General features: G+C 70.8%; 20 protein-coding genes. 12 read left to right on the top strand and 8 right to left on the bottom strand.

All coding sequences use genetic code 11. From position 1 onward, the window contains the following. Positions 1–2: 2 nt before the first annotated feature. The 6 genes from HYV93_06110 to HYV93_06085 all read left to right on the top strand — a co-directional run bounded on the left by HYV93_06110 (position 3) and on the right by HYV93_06085 (position 6,362). Positions 3–992 (top strand): ATP-binding cassette domain-containing protein, encoded by a 990-nt coding sequence (locus HYV93_06110; protein ID MBI2525539.1) that lies wholly within the window; start codon positions 3–5, stop codon positions 990–992. Then, positions 992–1,759 carry an ABC transporter permease subunit gene (locus tag HYV93_06105; GenBank protein MBI2525538.1) on the top strand — a complete coding sequence of 256 codons (768 nt, stop codon included), beginning with the start codon at positions 992–994 and terminating at the stop codon, positions 1,757–1,759. The genes HYV93_06110 and HYV93_06105 overlap by 1 nt, the downstream gene beginning before the upstream one ends. Before the next feature lie 4 nt (positions 1,760–1,763). Continuing rightward, entirely contained in the window at positions 1,764–3,371 is a 1,608-nt protein-coding gene (locus HYV93_06100) for a GldG family protein (GenBank protein MBI2525537.1), read from the top strand. A gap of 16 nt (positions 3,372–3,387) precedes the next feature. Next, positions 3,388–5,163, top strand: a complete 1,776-nt coding sequence (locus tag HYV93_06095; protein ID MBI2525536.1) for a DUF4340 domain-containing protein — start codon at positions 3,388–3,390, stop codon at positions 5,161–5,163. A 65-nt stretch (positions 5,164–5,228) separates the two neighbouring features. After that, complete coding sequence (locus HYV93_06090; protein ID MBI2525535.1) at positions 5,229–5,666, top strand: hypothetical protein; 438 nt, start codon at positions 5,229–5,231, stop codon at positions 5,664–5,666. Between the two features lie 27 nt (positions 5,667–5,693). Further along, positions 5,694–6,362, top strand: coding sequence for an MBL fold metallo-hydrolase (locus HYV93_06085; protein ID MBI2525534.1), 669 nt, complete (start codon positions 5,694–5,696; stop codon positions 6,360–6,362). 329 nt (positions 6,363–6,691) lie between these two features. On the opposite strand, the gene HYV93_06080 is transcribed toward HYV93_06085, so the two are convergent. Beyond that, the gene (locus tag HYV93_06080) at positions 6,692–7,450 is read right to left on the bottom strand and encodes an SDR family oxidoreductase (GenBank protein ID MBI2525533.1); all 759 of its coding nucleotides are present in this window, start codon (positions 7,448–7,450) and stop codon (positions 6,692–6,694) included. A gap of 9 nt (positions 7,451–7,459) precedes the next feature. Here HYV93_06080 and HYV93_06075 point away from each other — a divergent pair, with 9 nt between their 5' ends. Together HYV93_06075 and HYV93_06070 are read left to right on the top strand one after the other, a co-directional pair. Further along, complete coding sequence (locus HYV93_06075; GenBank protein ID MBI2525532.1) at positions 7,460–8,071, top strand: DUF502 domain-containing protein; 612 nt, start codon at positions 7,460–7,462, stop codon at positions 8,069–8,071. Positions 8,072–8,188: 117 nt separating this feature from the next. Beyond that, a complete protein-coding gene (locus HYV93_06070; protein ID MBI2525531.1) occupies positions 8,189–8,722 on the top strand; it encodes a zf-HC2 domain-containing protein in 534 nt (177 codons plus the stop codon). Here HYV93_06070 and HYV93_06065 read toward each other — a convergent pair. From HYV93_06065 to tolQ, 6 genes are read right to left on the bottom strand one after another with little or no spacing between them, the layout of a single operon-like run. Then, entirely contained in the window at positions 8,712–9,587 is an 876-nt protein-coding gene (locus HYV93_06065; GenBank protein ID MBI2525530.1) for a tetratricopeptide repeat protein, read from the bottom strand. The two genes, HYV93_06070 and HYV93_06065, sit on opposite strands and share 11 nt — an antisense overlap. 17 nt (positions 9,588–9,604) lie before the next feature. Continuing rightward, positions 9,605–10,216, bottom strand: coding sequence for a peptidoglycan-associated lipoprotein Pal (gene pal / locus HYV93_06060; GenBank protein ID MBI2525529.1), 612 nt, complete (start codon positions 10,214–10,216; stop codon positions 9,605–9,607). A gap of 59 nt (positions 10,217–10,275) precedes the next feature. Then, the gene (tolB, locus tag HYV93_06055; GenBank protein ID MBI2525528.1) at positions 10,276–11,607 is read right to left on the bottom strand and encodes a Tol-Pal system beta propeller repeat protein TolB; all 1,332 of its coding nucleotides are present in this window, start codon (positions 11,605–11,607) and stop codon (positions 10,276–10,278) included. Positions 11,608–11,609: 2 nt separating this feature from the next. Further along, positions 11,610–12,458, bottom strand: a complete 849-nt coding sequence (locus tag HYV93_06050; GenBank protein MBI2525527.1) for a TonB family protein — start codon at positions 12,456–12,458, stop codon at positions 11,610–11,612. A 29-nt stretch (positions 12,459–12,487) separates the two neighbouring features. After that, positions 12,488–12,925: a biopolymer transporter ExbD gene (locus HYV93_06045; protein MBI2525526.1), complete on the bottom strand. Its 438-nt coding sequence runs from the start codon at positions 12,923–12,925 to the stop codon at positions 12,488–12,490. Continuing rightward, positions 12,915–13,637 carry a protein TolQ gene (tolQ, locus tag HYV93_06040; protein MBI2525525.1) on the bottom strand — a complete coding sequence of 241 codons (723 nt, stop codon included), beginning with the start codon at positions 13,635–13,637 and terminating at the stop codon, positions 12,915–12,917. Before tolQ ends, HYV93_06045 begins: the two co-directional genes overlap by 11 nt. A gap of 222 nt (positions 13,638–13,859) precedes the next feature. On the opposite strand from tolQ, the gene HYV93_06035 reads away from it, so the two are divergent. The 4 genes from HYV93_06035 to HYV93_06020 are packed head-to-tail and all read left to right on the top strand — an operon-like array spanning position 13,860 to position 16,846. Continuing rightward, entirely contained in the window at positions 13,860–14,645 is a 786-nt protein-coding gene (locus tag HYV93_06035) for a prolipoprotein diacylglyceryl transferase (GenBank protein ID MBI2525524.1), read from the top strand. Between the two features lie 7 nt (positions 14,646–14,652). Then, a complete protein-coding gene (locus HYV93_06030; GenBank protein MBI2525523.1) occupies positions 14,653–15,426 on the top strand; it encodes an MBL fold metallo-hydrolase in 774 nt (257 codons plus the stop codon). Between the two features lie 14 nt (positions 15,427–15,440). Then, positions 15,441–16,112, top strand: coding sequence for an endonuclease V (locus tag HYV93_06025; GenBank protein MBI2525522.1), 672 nt, complete (start codon positions 15,441–15,443; stop codon positions 16,110–16,112). Next, on the top strand, positions 16,109–16,846 hold the full coding sequence (locus tag HYV93_06020; protein ID MBI2525521.1) for a site-specific DNA-methyltransferase: 738 nt from the start codon (positions 16,109–16,111) through the stop codon (positions 16,844–16,846). Before HYV93_06025 ends, HYV93_06020 begins: the two co-directional genes overlap by 4 nt. Here HYV93_06020 and HYV93_06015 read toward each other — a convergent pair. Further along, the gene (locus tag HYV93_06015; GenBank protein ID MBI2525520.1) at positions 16,788–17,384 is read right to left on the bottom strand and encodes an ABC transporter substrate-binding protein; all 597 of its coding nucleotides are present in this window, start codon (positions 17,382–17,384) and stop codon (positions 16,788–16,790) included. The two genes, HYV93_06020 and HYV93_06015, sit on opposite strands and share 59 nt — an antisense overlap. Between the last annotated feature and the right edge of the window lie 339 nt (positions 17,385–17,723).

Here is a 17,723-nt window from a genome sequence, read left to right as displayed (position 1 = left end):
TCATGATCCAGGTGGACCGGTTGACGAAGCGCTACGGCCCTGTCCTGGCCGTCGAGGACGTCTCCTTCGGCGTCGAGAAGGGGAAGATCGTCGGCTTCCTCGGCCCCAACGGCGCCGGGAAGTCCACGACCATGAAGATCCTGTCGTGCTTCATGCCGGCCAGCGGCGGGACGGTGCGCATCGCGGGGTTCGACGTGTTCTCTCAGTCCATGGAGGTACGCCGCCGCATCGGCTACTTGCCGGAGAACGCCCCCCTCTACCCCGAGCTCCCCGTGGCGGCATATCTCGGCTTCGTCGCGGAGCTCAAGGGAGTCCCCCGGCGAGAGCGGCGGGCCCGGGTCGCCGAGGTGATGGAGCGCTGCTTCATCACGGACATGCAGCGCCGGCTCATCGGCCGCCTGTCCAAGGGCTATCGGCAGCGCGTCGGGCTGGCGCAGGCGCTGCTGGGCGATCCGGAGGTGCTGATCCTGGACGAGCCCACCATCGGCCTGGACCCGAGGCAGATCGCCGAGATCCGCCACCTCATCCGCTCACTGGCGGGGCAGCACACCGTGATCCTGTCCACCCACATCCTCCCGGAAGTCTCCATGGTCTGCGACGGCGTCATCATCATCAACCGCGGCCGCATCGTCGCCCAGGGCACCGAGGATCAGCTGGTGGAGCAGGTCTTTCCGACCTCCCGCGTGGCCATCGGGGTGGCTGTCCCGGCGGAGACCCTGGAGCGAGAGCTCCTCGCCGTACCCGGGGTGCTCGGCGTGGAGAAGCGGGAGACGCGGGACGGGGTGGCCGCCTTCGTCGTGGAGTCACCCCGCGGACGTGATGTCCGGGGCGACCTGGTCCAGCTCGTCACGAGCCGCGGCTGGCCCCTCCTCGAGCTGCACCAGGTGGGCATGAGCCTCGAGGAGGTCTTCATCCGCGTGGTGGCGGGCGAGGAGACCACCGGGCCCGCCGAGAGCGTGGAGGCCCCCGCGGCCCCCGCCGAGGCCCCGTGATGCGCTGGTGGCCCGTGTTCAAGAAGGAGATGCGGCTGTACTTCGGCTCGCCCGTCGCCTATGTCGTCGGCACATTCTTCCTGGTGATCTCGGGCTGGTTCTTCACCCAGATCCTCTTCTTCTACAACATGTCCTCCATGCAGGCGGCCATGCAGCCGCAGATGGGCCAGAGCCTGAACCCCACCGAGGCGATCCTGCGGCCGCTCTTCTCCAACATGAGCGTGGTCCTCCTGTTCTTCATGCCGATGATCACCATGCGCCTCTTCGCGGAGGAGAAGCGCTCCGGCACCATCGAGCTGCTCCTGACCTACCCGGTTCGCGACGGGGAGGTCCTCCTGGGCAAGTTCCTGGCCGCGGGCGGGCTCTACGTGCTCCTGCTGGTCCTGACCCTCCTCTATCCGGGCATGGTGGCGCACTTCGCGCGGGTGGAGTGGGGGGCGGTCCTCACCGGCTACCTCGGGCTCCTGCTGCTGGGCGGGACCTTCCTCTCCATCGGCCTCCTGCTGTCGTCGATGACCGAAAACCAGATCGTCGCCGGGTTCGCGACCTTCGGCATCCTGCTCGCGCTGTGGGTCGTCGGCTGGGGGGCGGACTTCGCGGGCGGCACCCTCAGGACCGTGCTGCAGTACGTGGCGATCACCGACCACATGGACAGCTTCAGCAAGGGCGTGCTTGACACGAAAGACGTCGTGTACTACCTGACGGCCACGGCCTTGGCCCTCTTCCTGGCGCTCCGCTCCCTGGAAGCCAAGCGGTGGAACGGATGACGGCATGAGCGTCCTGCGTCGCTGGGCCGCAACCGTCGCCGTCCTCTGCCTCCTCGGGGCGGGCGGGGCGGCCCTGTTCGTGCCGGGGCTCGAGCGGCTCCGGTGGGCCCTCGTGATCGCGGGGGCGGCGTTGCTGCTGCTTTCCCTCGCCCTCAACGCCGGGCAGGTGGGCCGCGCCCTCGGCCACCGCTCCGCCCGCTACGGCGCGGGGCTGGGCGCCATGGTGCTGCTGGCGCTCGGCATCGTCGTGGTCGCCAATGCCCTGTCCATCAAGCACAGCGCGCGCTGGGACCTCACCGAGAACAAGCGTCACAGCGTGTCGCCCCAGACCATCAAGGTGCTGCAAACACTCAAGCTGCCGGTGGAGGCCATCGCCTTCTTCCGCTCGGACACCCCGGGCAAGCGTACCGCCGAGGATCTGTTCAAGCAGTATGCGGCCTACTCCGGCGGGAAGTTCACCTGGCGCATGGAAGACCCCGACCGGGCACCTGGGCTGGCGCGCCGGTACGGGGTCGAGACCTACGGCACCGTCGTGCTGGAGCGCGGCGGCAAGGGGCAGGCCAAGTCGGAGAAGGTCCTGGACGCCGAGGAGGAGAAACTCACCAACGGCCTCGTGAAGGTCACCCGGGACGGCAAGCGCGTGGTCTATGTCGTCAAGGGGCACGGGGAGGCCGACATCGCCAGCGGCGATCGCCCGGGGCTCAGCCAGGCCAGGGAACAGATGGAGAAGGCCAACTACGAGGTCAAGGAGCTGGTCCTCGCCCGCGATCCGAAGATCCCGCAGGACGCGGCCCTGCTCCTGGTCCCGGGGCCGCGCACCGATCTCTTCCCGCAGGAGCTGGAGGCCCTGGACGGCTACATCGGCCGCGGCGGCAAGGTCTTCTTCATGGCCGCGCCCTTCCAGGCGGAGGGGCTGCGGACGTACCTCGCGAAGTACGGCTTCGACCTCGGCGACGACCTCGTCGTCGAGATGAATCCTATCGGCCGGCTCTTCGGCGTGGGTCCCGAGGTCCCCGTCGTCAACCAGTATGACAGCCACCCGATCACGCGGGACCTGGGCGGCGTCATGACCCTGTTCCCGCTCACCCGCTCGGTCGCCGCGGCGAAGACGCCGCCGAAGGGTGTGCAAGTGCAGACCCTCGCGCACTCGAGCGCCCAGTCCTGGGGGGAGACCGACAAGACAGCGCTGCAGCGCGGCGAGGCCAAGCCCGATCCCCAGGACCGGAAGGGGCCGCTCCCGGTGGCCGCCGTCGCGACCATCGAGACACAGCCGGACGCCAAGGCTGGTCCCACGCCCGCGGCGCCGACGGGGGGCGCGGCCGAGGAGCCCAGGCCCGCGCGGGCCCGCCTCGTCGTGGTCGGCACCGCCAACCTGGCCTCCAACCAGTTCCTCGGGACCCAGGGCAACCGCGACTTCTTCCTCAACGTCGTCTCCTGGCTGGCCGAGGAAGAGGACCTGATCTCGGTGCGCGCGAAGGATGTCCGCCAGATCCCCATCATCCTGACCTCCTCGCAGTCCCAGGCCGTTCTGTGGCTGCCGGTCATCGTGCTGCCAGGGGCCGTGATGGTCTGCGGGATCGTCACCGTCGTTCGCCGGCGCCGCTCCAGGTAGTCCGGCGGCTCGGGCCATGAACTGGAAATCCCTCGTCGTCCTGGTCCTGCTCGCCGCCGGCCTCGGCGGCTTCTACTACTACGACACCTACAGGCTGGCACCGGCCCGCGAGAAGGCGGAGAGCGCCAAGGGGCGCCTCTGGCAGGTGGAGCCCAAGGACATCGAGGCGCTCACGCTCAAGCGCAAGGCCGACACGGTCAAGCTCAAGCGCGCGGGGGACGCGGGCTGGGAGATGCTCGAGCCCGTGAAGACCCGCGGCGACCGGAGCACCGTGGACGGGCTGGTGACCACGCTCGCGACGATCCGGGTGGACCGGGAGATCGATTCGGACCCCGGCAAGCTCGGCGAGTTCGGAATCGAGCCGCCCGAGGCCCAGGTCACTCTCGAGGTCAAGGGGCGCTCCGAGCCGCTCGTGCTGCTGGTCGGCGGCAAGAGCCCGACCGGGGCCTGGGTGTACGGCAAGCAGGCGAGCAAGCCCGCGGTGCTCGCCCTGTCGGAGATCGTGGGCCGCGACGTGGCCCGTCCCGTCGCCGACCTGCGCGACAAGACGGTTCTCTCCTTCGAGCGACAGAAGCTGACCGCCGTGGAGCTCGAAGTGGCCGGCGACCGCATGACCGTGGAGGCCCGGGACGCCGGCCAGTGGCAGATCACCAAGCCGCGGGCCCTCAAGGCCGACGCCGACCTGATGGCCGACTTCCTGGACAAGCTGGGCGGGGCCCGCGCCAAGGAGTTCGTGGACGAGGCGCCGAAGTCGCTCCGCCCCTACGGGCTGGACCGACCCGCGACCGTCACGCTCTGGCTCGGGAAGGACAAGGAGCGGTCCTCGAGGACACTTCTCCTCGGCCGGCAGGACAAGGACAAGAAGGGCGTCTACGTGATGCGGCAGGGCGAGCCGGGCGTCCTCCTGGTGGGTGAGGAGCTGTGGACGGCCGTGCCCAAGACGGTGGGCGTCCTGCGCGACAAGGTCGTGGTCGCCTACGCGTACGACAAGGTGGCGAAGGTCTCGCTGGAGCACGCCGGGGACCGGGTCACCATCGAGCGAGAGGGCAGCCAGTGGAAGCTCACGAGCCCCGAGCCGCTCAAGGCCGACCCCGGCGCGGTCAACAGCCTCCTCTGGCGGATCCGTGACCTGCGCGCCAGCGGCTTCCTGGCCGAGGAGGCGAAGGAGATCCCTCGCTATCTCGCCAGGCCGGATGTGACGGTGCGCCTCTGGGAGGACGGGGCGAAGGAGCCCAAGGTGCTGCTCCTGGCCGCCTCGCGCGAGGTCCGCGGCGGGCGCCCGGCCGCCGTCGCTGCGGTGGCCGGGCAGGGGCCGGTGATGCTCGTGGAGGGCAAGGTGCTCGAGGACCTCGCCCGCACCAGCTCCGACCTGCGGGACAAGAGCCTCCTGCCGGCCTTCGAGCTCGCCGACGTCAAGCGGGCGCGGGTGGCGGGCGGCGGCAAGTCGCTCCTGGTGGAACGGAAGGGCGAGGGGGAGTGGAAGGCGCTGGAGCCGTCGAAGGGGGCGGCGAAGGAGGCGCGTGTCTCGGATCTCCTGCTGGCGCTCAAGGCGCTCCGCTGGAAAGAGATTGCCTCCGCCAAGGGAGATGATGCTGCGCGCTACGGGCTGGGCCGGCCCGAGCTCGAGGTGACGCTCTCCGGGGCAAGCGGCGCCGAGATCGCCACGCTCCTCCTGGGGAAGGAGGAGGGCGAGCGCACCTACGCTCGCGTGAAGACATCCCCCGTCATCTACGTCATAGACAGCAAGCTGGCCCGCGACCTCCGCAAGGCCCCGTCAGACATCCCGGGCTGATCGGAACCTCGATCGGGGGCTCCGGGTTCCCAGCTCCGGAGGCTTCCGAGAAGTGGAGGTGCCCCATGCTCAAGCACGCGAGATCAGGAGCCCTTCTCGTCGCCGCGGCGCTGCTGCCGGCCGTGAGCATGGCTCCGACGCCGGCCCCGGCAGACGGGGTCAAGATCATCGAGGGAAGCGGGCACCGGCCTGGCCCGCCGCCGGGCTGGCGCCACGAGCACCGACGGCGTCACACGAGGGGGATCGTCAAGGATCCCCGCCACAGGGTCATCGTCGTCCCGAGGAACTACTACTACGCCCCGAGCTACGTGGCGCCCGTCTATCCCCGCTGGGTGCCCGGATACTGGAGCTACCACTGGGTGCCCCGGTTCTCCACCTCCTACCTCTATGTGCCGGGATTCTACACGGCTGAGGGCGTGTGGGTGGAGAGCCACTACACGCCCCAGGTGACCCAGACAGGTCAGTACCAGCCGGTCTGGGTGGAGGGCTACTGGGCACCCTGAGCCTCCGGGGGATGGTAGGATGAGGGCATGAGCGACACTCTCTACCTCAAGCAGATGGAGCTCGGCCCCATGCAGAACTTCGTCTACCTGGTCGGAGACCCCGTCACGCGCGAATGCGTGGCGGTGGATCCGGCCTGGGAGATCGACGCCGTCCTCGACCGGATGCAGGCCGACGACATGCGGCTCGCGGGCGTGCTCGTGACCCACACCCACCAGGACCACGTGGGAGGCCATCTCTTCGGCCACGATATCCCGGGCGTCGAGCAACTGCTGGCCAAGGCCGCTGTGAAGGTATACGTGCACCGGTCGGAGCGCGAGTTCCTCAAGGGCTTCGGCTCGGACCTCGTGAAGGTGGACGCTGGCGACACGCTGCCGGTGGGCCGCTTCACGCTCACCTTCGTCCACACGCCGGGGCACACACCCGGATCGCAGTGCTTCCTCGTGGACGGGCGGCTCATCTCCGGCGACACACTGTTCATCCGTTCCTGTGGGCGGACGGACCTGCCCGGGAGCGATCCGAAAGAGATGTACTACTCGCTCACCCAGCGGCTGGGGGCGCTGCCAGACGCGACGGTGGTGCTGCCTGGCCACAACTACGGCGGCTCGGCCACGACGATCGGCGACGAGAAACGCCACAACCCGCTGATGCGCTTCTCATCGGTGGCGGAGTTCCTGCGCGTCATGGGCGCCGGCTGATTCTGGCGGGGCCCAGATAGGCGCGCTTCCGCTCGTCATCGTCAACCCCTCGGCCGGAGGAGGCCGCACCGGCGGCCTCTGGCCCGCCCTCCGCGACCGGCTGACTCGCCAGGGCCTCCGCTTCGATCACGCCGAGACCCGCTACTGGGGCGGGCACCTGAGAAACCCAAAGGTCCGGATGCGTCGGACTCACACCGTCGCCGTCGACAGCCCGGAGGCGGTGCCGCTCGAGCTCGACGGCGAGCCCTGGGGCGGCGTGCCGTTCGAGGTCTCCGTGTGCCCTGGCGCGCTCAGGCTCCGCGGCTGAGGCGCGGCGCCCGCATCTGCTGTCAGATCGCGGTGGCGCCGCCGTCCACGAAGAGGACCTGGCCGGTGATGTAGCCAGGGCAGGTGGCGAAGAAGCAGACGGCCGCCGCCACGTCGTCTGGATGGCCGCGGCGGCGCATCGGGATGCGGGCGGTGAGCCGCTCCCGGGGCCCTGCCCGCACGCCCTCGGGGAGGAGCACGACGCCCGGGCCCACCGCGTTGACCTGGATCCGCGGCGCCAGCGCCGCCGCCAGCCCCTTCGTGAGCATCAGGAGGCCTGCCTTGGACACGCCGTAGGGGATGTAGGCCGGCCAGCCGCGCACCGCGCCCACATCCGCGATGTTGACGATGCGCCCGCCCCGGCGCCCCATCGCGCGGGCCGCCGCCTGAGCGCAGAAGAACGCCCCCCTGAGGTTCACCCCGAGGAGCCGCTCCCACTGGGCCGGCGTGGTGTCGGCGAAGGGCGTCCGCACGAAGACGGCCGCGTTGTTGACGAGCAGGTCGAGCCGACCCAGCTGCCGCGCTGCGTCCGTCACGAGGCGCCGGGCCTCGGCGGGCCTGGCGATGTCGGCACGCAGGGCCGCCGCCTGCACCCCGAGGGCATGCAGCTCCGCGACCGTCGCGCGGGCCGCCGGTGCCGATCGGTGGTAGCCGATCGCGACGTCGGCGCCCTGGCGTGCCAGGCCGAGGGCGATGGCGCGGCCCACGCGCACGGCGCCGCCCGTGACGAGCGCCACGGTGCCGGTCAGTTCCTTGACTTGCCCGGACCCCTGTGGTGTCATCAGGCGGAGATGGCCGGCAGCTTCCGCAAGTGGGCCAAGGTCCGGTTCATCACCGGCTTCTTCGTCACCGTTCCCGTCATCGCCACTTCGTCGCTCCTCTACCTGTTCTGGGACGCGATCGACGACTTCTTCTCGCCCGGGTACGCGCGCATGTTCGGCAGGCGCATCCCAGGGCTCGGCTTCCTCACGGCCGTGGTGCTCATCTTCGTCGTGGGAACCGTGGCCACCAACGTGGTCGGGCGGCGCATCCTCATCCGTGTGGAGGGGCTGCTCACGCGCGTCCCGATCTTCCGCCACATCTACCCGACCATCAAGGAGCTGCTCGAGTCCTTCTCGCCGGCCAAGCGCAGCTCGTTCAAGGAAGTGGTGCTGGCCGAGCACCCTCGCAAGGGTGAGTTCGTCTTCGGCTTCGTGACCTCCGAGGTGCTCGTGAACGGTCCCGAGGGCGAGCGGGCGATGGTGACGGTATTCGTGCCCACCAACAACCTCTACCTCGGCGACGTGATCCTGGTGCCGAGGGGCGAGGCACTCACGACCGGGCTCACCATCGAGGAGGGCATCCGCATCATCCTCTCGGCGGGTACCGCGACGCCGGAGCGCCTCCCCCGGGAGCGCCCCTGATCACGCCGGGCCCAGCGGAAGGCCCACGCCCCGTGCCGCTTCCCCTGACCTTAGTTGCGGGGGCGGGAATATGCAAGGGCGGCTGACCGTCTGAGATAGCGAGGTACACTGTCGGTGATGCCCACCCTCGGCTGTCTCTGGTACCGGTCCCGTCTCGAGGCCCATGCGGACGGCGCCCTCCAAGGCCGTGCCGCGCGCGCGGTCTCTGGCCATGTCGGGCGCTGCAGCGCCTGCCAGGCCACGGTGGAGCGCCTCAGCGCCCTTCGCCGCCTTGTCAGCGCGGAGGCCATCGGGGTCGAGGAGCCGGAGTGGTCCGGCTTCTGGCCGGCGGTTCGCCGCCGCATCGCGAGCGAGCCGCCGCGCCCCGTGGCGGAGGTCTGGTGGCTGCCGCTCTGGAAGCCCATCTGGGGGCACCCACGGCTGGCCACGGTGACGGCCGCGCTGGCCGCCTCGCTCCTGACCTTCTCCCTCTGGCCCGGCCGGGAGGGCGAGCTCCCGGCGGCGTGGGCGGATCCTGTGGTGGTGCAGGACGTGAGCACGGCCGACCCTGACGGCAGCGTCATGGTCTACCACACCCCTGACCGCGACGTGACCGTGATCTGGGTCTTCGCTTCCCAGATCGAAGGGCAGACCGGGGCTACTACCCGCTGAGCGCGGCCAGGCGCTCCCTGGCCAGCGGGGCTTCCTCGGACTGGGGGAAGTTCTCGAGGAGGTACTGTAGCCGCAGGCGGGCGACCCTGGGCTGCCTCAGCTCGATCAGTGCCAGCGCCTCCTTGTAGATGGCCGTCGGCACCTTCTCACCTCGTGGGTAGTTCAACACGACCTTCCGGAACTCCTGCACCGCCTGCTGCAGCTCCCGCGCCGCCTTCTCCTTCTGGCCGGCTCCGGCGCTGGCGCGCGCCAGGCTGAAATAGGACTCGCCGACCCAGTACTGCGCCTTGTCCGCGAGCGGAGAGTCCGGGAAGCGCCGCACGAACTCGCGGAAGCCCGAGAGGGCCAGCGGGAAGTTGCCCTTGGTGAAGTCGAGATAGGCCGCCTGGTACGCCTGCTCGGCGGTGGGCTCGCCGCCCGACACCCGCGGTCCCGGGACCGCCGCGGGCGCGGCGAGTTGAGGCACCGCCGGAGTCGGCGGAGCGGCGGGTCGGGCAGCGAGCTGGCGACTCAGCGACTCGAGCCGCTGGGAGATCTCCTCGAGGCGGGCGGCTGCCCCGGCGACCTCGGTGCCCAGCGCGTCGAGCCGGCCCGACAGAGCCCCCAGCTGGCGCTTGCTCTCCGCCGCCTCCTCCCGGGTGCGGCGATCGATCTGGCCCGTCACCGCCTCCGCGTCGCCTCGCGCGCGGTGAACCGCGAGGGTGAGGGCGTTCACTTCCTGGCGGAGCTGGGCCACGTCCTGATGCAGCCCGTCCCCGGTGAGGTCGGCGCATCCCACCGCCAGCAGAGCCAGCGCAGGGAGCCCCGCCCACGCAACGAAGGGGAGCCCGAGGCTCCCCTTCCACGGCTGCAACATCAGGGCCACCGCTCGCTCCTGGCGCGCTATCGGGCCTTCACCAGGAAGTGGGAGCGGCGATTCTTCGACCAGCACGCCTCGTTCTTCTCCGAGCAGCTGGGCCGTTCCTCGCCATACGAGATGATGGTGATCCGGCTGGCCTGGATTCCCTGGGACACGAGGTAGTTCATGGTGGCCTTCGCGCGGCGCTCGCCGAGCGCGAGATTGTACTCGTTGGTGCCGCGCTCGTCACAGTGCCCCTCGATCAGCACCAGGCTGCTCGCCTCCCGCTTGAGCCATGCCGCGTTGCTGTCGAGGATCTTCGCGTCCTCCGGCCTGATGTCGTACTTGTCGAAGGCGAAGTGGATGTCCTTGAGGTTCGGGGTCTCGGCGAACTCGGCGGGCCTGGGCGGCGTCGCTGGTGCCGCCGGGGCGGGACGAGCCGGCGCGACAGCGGACGGCCCTGGTGCCGCCGGGGCGGGACGAGCCGGCGCGACAGCGGACGGCGCTGGTGCCGCCGGGGCGGGACGAGCCGCCGGCGCGGTGGGAGGGGGAGCCGTGGCCGCGGTGGTGGCCGGCCGCTTCGGGCATCCCACGAGGAACAGGGTGAGGATCAGCAGGGGCAGGACCAGGACCATGTGACCCCGTCGTTGCGGCATGATGTCCACTCCTCCTTGTCTACATCCGGTGAACACGCCAAAAATCCCCGGCAATCTTATCACGGAAGGCGGGGAGACCAAGCAGGACTTGTAGCCTCACCCCCTTGAGTGGGCACGGGCTGCGGCTCGGAGCCGTCGGCCAGCATGGTGAAGATGCTCGAGCCGCGAAGGCGGCTCGAGTGGAACGCCAGATGGCGACCATTGGGGGCCCAGGAGGCGCTCTCGTTGTCTCCGGGGCCCGCCGTGAGCCGGCGGACATTGGAGCCGTCAGGGCTCACGGCCCAGAGATCGTGGTTGCCCTGGCGCGAGGTGTAGACGATCGTGTCTCCCCTCGGCGACCAGCGCGGCTGGGTGTTGAAGCCGCCGCCGGTCAGGCGCCTCACATTGGTGCCCTCCGCGTCCATGACGAAGATCTGCGCCCTCCCGGCGCGGTCCGAGGTGAAGGCGATCTCCCGCCCCGTGGGTGACCAGCTCGGCTCGGTGTCGATCCCGCTGTGCGTGGTCAGCCGGCGGAAGGCACCCGTGGCGACGGTGAGGACATAGATCTCCGGGTTGCCGTCCTTCGACAGCGTGAGCGCCACCGAGCGGCCGTCGGGACTCCACGCCGGCGAGATGTTGATGCCGAGGTAGCCCGCGAGGAGCTGCACCGGGCGGCGCTCGAAGGCGAAAAGCCGGTAGAGATAGGGGTAGCCGCCCAGGTAGGACGTGAAGGCCACGGAACGGCTGTCGGGGCTCCACGCGGGGGACAGGTTGACGGAGCGGTTGGCCGTGAGCGGGTGCGGCCCGGCGCCGTCGTAGTCCACCAGGTAGAGCTCCTTCGCTCCAGGGCGCCCGGCCACGTAGGCGATCCTGGTGTCCGCGATGCCCGGCTCCCCCGTGAACTGGAAGACCACCTCGTCGGCGATCTTGTGGGCCAGCCGGCGCGCCTCCGCCACCGGCATCTCGACCTTCTTCGTGGCGATGAGGCGCAGCTCGGGCGAGGTCAGGTCGTAGAGCCTCATCTCGGCCGTCGCGCGGGTGCCGCCGAGGCTCAGGAGCCCGTGCAGTGCCGCATGGGCGCCCGCGGCCGCGGCGCCGGACCACCGCTGGCGCAGCGCCTCGGCATCGCCCACCGGCAGCGGGGCGGGATCGGAGACCACGCTGAACAGCGCCGAGAACCTGAGATCGGCGCCGACCACCTCGGGGACCCGCTTGGCGAGGACGCCAGGATCCGCCCCCGCGACCACGGTGAAGTCAGGGATGAAGATGTTGAGCCGCTTGGCGCCGCTCGCCATGACGTTGAGCAGCACGTCGGGGGCCTGCGAGCGCGCCGGCGGCGGCGAGGCGAGGAGGCTGGCCGCGACCGTCAGGACCGCGGCCGCGAGGGCCAGGAGTGCCCGCACCTCGCGCACGCTCAGCCGCGCCCCGGTCGGAGCTCGAAGCGGAACATCACGCGCAGCGAAGGCTTGCTCCACTCCTGGGGAAGGGGGGGGAAGGGGCTCGCATCCGCGATGGCGCGCAGCGCGGCCTGATCGTAGAAGGCATTGCCCGAGCTCTTCTCGATCGTCGGGGGCCGGATGGAGCCGTCACGCTGGATCTCCACGAAGACGAGCGGCTTCTGCGCCGGCTCGCTGGTCTGCCCCTGCCTCTGCCACCGCTCCTCGACCTTGCCGAGCACTACCCGGAGGTACCACGCATGAGGGAAGTCGGAGACGTCCAGCGTGAGGGCGCCCGTGCCAGTGACCGAGCCCGTGGTCTTGCCGAGGGGCGGAGGCGGCGCCGGACGCGCCTCGGCCGGGGTCTCTCCGGCCCTGGCGGCGATGGGCGGCGCAGGGGAGCGGCGCACCTCGGGCGCGCCGAGGGGCGGCAATTCCCTCTGGCCCGGACGTGGCAACGCGGCTGGGCGTGAGGGCAGCCGCGGCGCCACGGCGGGGCTGTCGGGGAGCTTGACCGGCTCGCGCGCCCGCGCCTCCCGCGGCTCGGGCTCGGGCAGGGTGGAGCGCGACGGCGCCGGCGTGGCCGGGCGCGGCGGCAGCGCCGGCGTGGTGGCCCCGGAGGGAGATCCCACCGCCGCCACCGCGGGGACGAGGTTGACCACGTAGACCTTCTGGCTGCTCCCGACCCCCCAGATCACCCAGACGAACAGCGCTGCGGCGGCGAGTCCGTGGCCGATGGTGGACACGGTGATGGCCAGGTACGGCACTCGCCGGCTGCGGAGGGCGGGACCGGGTTTGACCGGCGCCACCCGAAACGGGTACCGCATCGGAACCCCTCCGGCCGCGCCGGTGGAGATCAGCGTTCCCTCGCCGGTTCGGTTACCATGCCGAGTTTCTCGACTCCGGCCCGGCGCACGCGGTCCATCGTCTCGACCACGAAACCGTACTGGAGCCCCTGGTCCGCCTTGAGGTAGATCGTCTTGTCAGCCCGGCTCTTGAGTACGTCGCGCAGCCTCGGCTCGAGGCCCGCCAGGGGGACCGGCTTGTCGTTGACGAACACGGTACGGTCCTTGGTGAGCGTCAGGACCACCCGCTCCTCCACCGCCGTGGGCTTGGCCGCGCTCTTCGGCAGCGCGACGTCGATCCCGCGGTGCATGAGCGGCGCGGTGAGCATGAAGATGAGGAGGAGGACCAGGATCACGTCCACCAGCGGGATGATGTTGATCTCGGACAGCGTGGCGCCGATCCGGGCTCCGCCGGCACCGTACTCCGACGAGTCGACCTTAATGGCCATCCTTCACGATCCGCGCCGGCTTCGGGGCCGGGCGGGCGAACAGGTTGAGGAGATCCAGGGTGAAGCCCTCCATCTCAGTCGCCCAGCGCTTCACCTGATTGACGAAGTAATTGTAGGCCATGACCGCGGGGATGGCGGCGCCGAGGCCCGCCGCCGTGGCGATGAGCGCCTCGGAGATGCCAGGTGCCACCACGGCCAGGCTCGCCGAGCCCTGCTGCCCGATGCCGTGGAACGCGCTCATCACGCCCCAGACCGTGCCGAAGAGCCCGATGAAGGGCGCGGCGCTCGCCGTCGTGGCGAGGAAGGGCAGGTAGCGCTCCATGCGGGAGACCTCGCCCGAGCCCGCTCGCCGCATGGCCCGCTGGATGGCGTCCACGCGCTCAGCCGGGATTCCCTCCTCGGCTTCCTCGATCACGTGGTCGAGCAGCTCCGCGCCACCGAGGGCTCCACCGGCCTCCTGGCAGCCCGCGATGTAGAGCTGGGCCAGCGGGCTCTCGCGGTGCTTTTTGGCGGCGCCGAAGATGGCCGACAGCCGGCGCCCCTCGCGGAAGACCTTCAGAAAGCGCGCCGACTCCCTGCGGATCTTCCGGAACTCCCACCACTTCTCGACCACGAGGGCCCAGCAGACGATGGAAAAGACGCCGAGGAGCAGGAGCACGAACTTCGCGACGGGACCGGCGTTGAGGACGAGCTCGATGACGCTGGAGTTCAGGCTTCCGTTTCCCGGCACTCAGGGCTCCTTTTCTGTGGCGCACATCGGGGGCGAAGGCTTCCCCTCGATGATACGAAGGCGCACGAAGAGTGTCAATGATTTGACAGCCAAAGCGTCCCGCCGTATAAGAGGGCGGTGACGTCAACGGGCGACCGGAACCGCTGCTGGATGTGACGGACTTCGAGTGATGCCCATTCGCCTCCGCCGAGAGGCCTCGCGCTGATGTTCAGGTCCCCCGGTCCCGTCGCGCTGCAGCTCGGTCCCCTCACGATTCGCTGGTACGGGCTGCTGATGGCCACGGCCATGGCGCTGGGGCTCTGGCTCGCCTACCGGGACGCGAGGCGCCGCGGGCAGGATCCCGAGAGCCTGCTCAAGGCCGCGGAGCTCGCTCTGCTCGGCGCCCTGGTCGGCGCCCGGCTCTACTACGTCGCCTTCAACCTGGACTACTACGCCCAGTTCCCGGCCAAGATCCTCGCGGTCTGGGAAGGGGGGCTCGCCATCCACGGCGGGCTCCTCGGCGGGCTCCTGGTCGGCGGCGGCTATGCGTGGCGGCGCCGGCTGCCCTTGCGCGTCTACACGGACATCGTGGCGCCGAGCCTCGCCCTCGGGCAGGCCATCGGCCGCTGGGGCAACTTCTTCAACGAGGAGGCCTTCGGCACGCCGACCAGCCTGCCCTGGAAGCTGTACATCTCGCCTCCGCACCGCCCGCTGGTCTACGCCCAGAGCGAGTTCTTCCACCCCGCCTTCCTCTACGAGTCCCTCTGGGATCTGGCCGTCTTTGCCCTCCTCGCCTGGCTCCTCCGCGACCGCGTGGCGCGCGCGCCGGGCGCCCTCTTCCTCACCTATCTCGGCCTCTACTCCGCGGGGCGCTTCTTCACCGAGGCCATCCGCACGGATCCCCTGATGCTGGGGCCGCTGCGCGTGGCCCAGCTGGTGAGTCTGCTGGGCGTGGCCGTGGCCCTCGCGGCAGTGCCGCTCATGCTCAGGCGCGCCCGCCCCGCCGCCTGAACGGTCCGTGCACTTCGCCTTCCTCGGAACCTCGGGGGCCGTGCCCTCCCTGCGCCGGGACACGACCTCCCTGGTCTTCGTGGGGCACCCCGAGGTCGTGCTCGTGGATTGCGGGGGCAGTCCGGTGCAGAAGCTCCTCCTGGCCGGGACGACGCCCGCGCGGCTCGAGCGAGTGATCATCACCCATATCCATCCCGACCACGCCTATGGCTTGCCGTCGCTGATCCAGAATCTGCTGCTCATGAAGCGCGCGGCCCCGCTGGCCATCGCGTGCCGCCAGGAGCACGCCGAGCCTCTCCGCGCCCTCCTCGGCGTGTTCGGTCTCCTGGAGCGGCCTGGGATGTTTCCCCTGGCGTGGGAGCCGGTGCCGCCCCGCGAGGGGGCCCTCGTGGCGACCTCCGCCTCCTTCGCCATCACGGCATCGCCCAACGCCCACGGCAGCATGCCGAACCTGGCGCTGCGCTTCGACGTGCACGGGCGCGGTTCCGTCGTCTACTCCTCGGACACCGAGCCCTGTGACGCGGTGGTGGCCTTGTCCCGCGGTGCCCACACGCTGATCCACGAGGCGACCTTCTCGCAGCGCGCCGGCGAGCGCCTCGGCGTTCACTCGACGGCGGCCGAGGCCGGCGAGATCGCGGCGCTGGCAGGTGTCCACCGCCTCCTCCTGACCCACATGGATCCGATCCATCACGACGACGCGGAGGCCCTGGCGGAGGAGGCTCGTTCCCGGTTCACCGGGATCGTGGAGATCGCCGAGGAGCTGGTGCCATACCCGCTGTGAATCCGGGTTCCACCGTGATCCCTGTCCGCCGGGTGCCCACGCTCGCCGTGGCGCGCGCCATCCAGGAGCGGCTGCGCTCGCGGGTGCGCACGACGGGCGGGCCCCGACGGTGGCGCCTCGTGGCCGGCGCCGACCTCGCCTACCGCGGCGACGGCTCGCGCGCCTGGGCCGCGGTGGTCCTCGTGTCACTCCCCGACGGCGCCGTCGTCGAGACGGCGACGGCCTCGCACCGGCCGCGCTTCCCGTACATCCCCGGCTACCTCTCCTTCCGCGAGGGCCCGCTGCTCCTCGAGGCCTTCGCCCGCCTGACGCGGCAACCCGACGTCTGCCTCTTCGACGGGCAGGGGATCGCGCATCCGCGTGGGTGCGGGCTCGCGTCGCACGTGGGAGTGCTCCTCGACCTGCCGAGCGTGGGCTGTGCCAAGTCACGGCTGGTGGGCGAGCACGACGACCCGGGGCCGCGGCGCGGGGACTGGACGCCGCTCACCATCGAGGGACGGACGGTGGGCGCGGTCCTCAGGACGCGCGACGGCGTGCGTCCCATCTACGTCTCGCCGGGCCACCGCATCGGCCTGGCGCGCGCGATCGCCTGCGTCCTCGCGGCGAGCCGGCTGCGGGTGCCCGAGCCCATCCGGCTGGCCGAGCGCGTGGTCAACGAGTGCAAGCGGCTGGACCGCGGGCGGTGAGGCCGCGTTTCGAGAGCGGCGACGGGCGGGGCTGTCTCCTCGTGGGGGACAGCCGCCGCCTTGATGGCATTGCCACCGGCAGCGTCGGGGTGATCTTCACCTCGCCCCCCTACTGGGTGCGGGGCCGGGGCAGGGCCTCCGCCGGGGCATGGGCGCGCAGGCTCGCGGTGGAGTTCGGTGCGGAATGGCGGCGCGTGCTGGCCCCCGATGGCGACCTGTGGCTCGTGATCGGCGATCGCCACGACGGGGTGGAGTGGCTGGGGCTCGACGGCATCGTCGCCGGGTGGCTGCGGCGGACGGGCTGGCGCCTCCAGTCCATGGGCTGCTGGGCGCAGGTGTGCTCGCGGGAGCGCTGGGACAACCGCCTCAACCACGTGCTGCGCTTCCGCAAGGCCGGCCGGGCGGTGCGGCCCGACTCGGCCACGCTCTGCTGGATGCTTCCGCTCCCGCCCTCGCATCGCGAAAGCCTGTGGGACGCCACGCCCGACCCCGTGATCCGCACGGCGCTCGAGCGGAGCCGGAAGCGGGGCCCTGTGCTCGACCCCTTCCTGGGCGCCGGCACGGTCGCGCTCGTCGCGCGGGAGTCCGGCCGCGCGTGGATCGGGGTGGAGCAGGACCCGCGGATGGCGCGGCTGGCGGCGCGGCGGCTCGCGCTCGCGCCAGCCGCTCCGCCGGTCAGGAGGCGCGGCTCCGCATCTTCCGGACCAGCTCCGCGTAGGAGGAGGTCCGGATGATCCCGTCGAACTGGGCGCGGTAGTTGGCGGTGAGGCCGACGCCCTCGACGACCACGTCGTGGATCATCCAGCGCTGGCTGTCGCGGGCCATCAGATAGTCGATGGCGACCTCCTGACCTTGCCGCGTCAGCAGCCGGGTGCGGACCAGCCTCCGCTCGCCCTCTGCGGACTCACCCTCGTACCGGATCGCCTCGCCGCTGTACCGCTCGATCTTGACGAGATACGCGCGCTCGATCAGGTCGCGGAAGAGCGCGGTGAACTCCGCGCGCTCCGTCTCGGAGCGCTCCTCCCAGTGCCCGCCGAGGGTGCGCCGGGCCATCTCCGCCCAGTGAAAGATGCCGTCGGTTGCTTGACGTAGCGCCCGACGCCGCTCCAGAGCCTTGGCCGGGCCCTTCAGGGTGGGGTCCTCGAGTGTCTGGACGACGCGGTCGATGTGGAGCCTGAGCTGGTCGGTCACGGGTCCGGCGTGGGCCCCGGGCGTTCCGGCGAGCGTCACCAGTGCCGCCAGCGCGACAGAGAGAGCAGTTCCGCGTGTCATCTCTTCTGGCCTCCCCGGGGACGATTCGGCCTGCGCGCTGGACAGCCGCCTATCCCGGAGCAAGCCGCGTGCCTGAATCGCGCCCGGGCGGAGATCTTTCGCCACACGAACTCGCGGCCGAACAAGGCTGCCGGCTGCGCCGGGGCACGAAAAGTCTGCGTGCCGGCCAGTAAGTCCTGCGGCGGCTCCAGGAGGCGCGCAGCCGCGCCCCACGCCCGTTTCGACGCGTCCGCGCCGCTGGGGGATTCCTGGCGCCGCGAATTGAGCTTGCCTGCCTCGCCGTGAGGCAGGGCTCAGCTCGCCGGCCTCGCTCCGCTCGGGGAATTCCCTTATCCGCTC

The organism is Candidatus Rokuibacteriota bacterium (assembly GCA_016188005.1).
Taxonomy (GTDB): domain Bacteria; phylum Methylomirabilota; class Methylomirabilia; order Rokubacteriales; family CSP1-6; genus UBA12499.
This window is presented reverse-complemented; position numbering and strand designations above follow the sequence as displayed.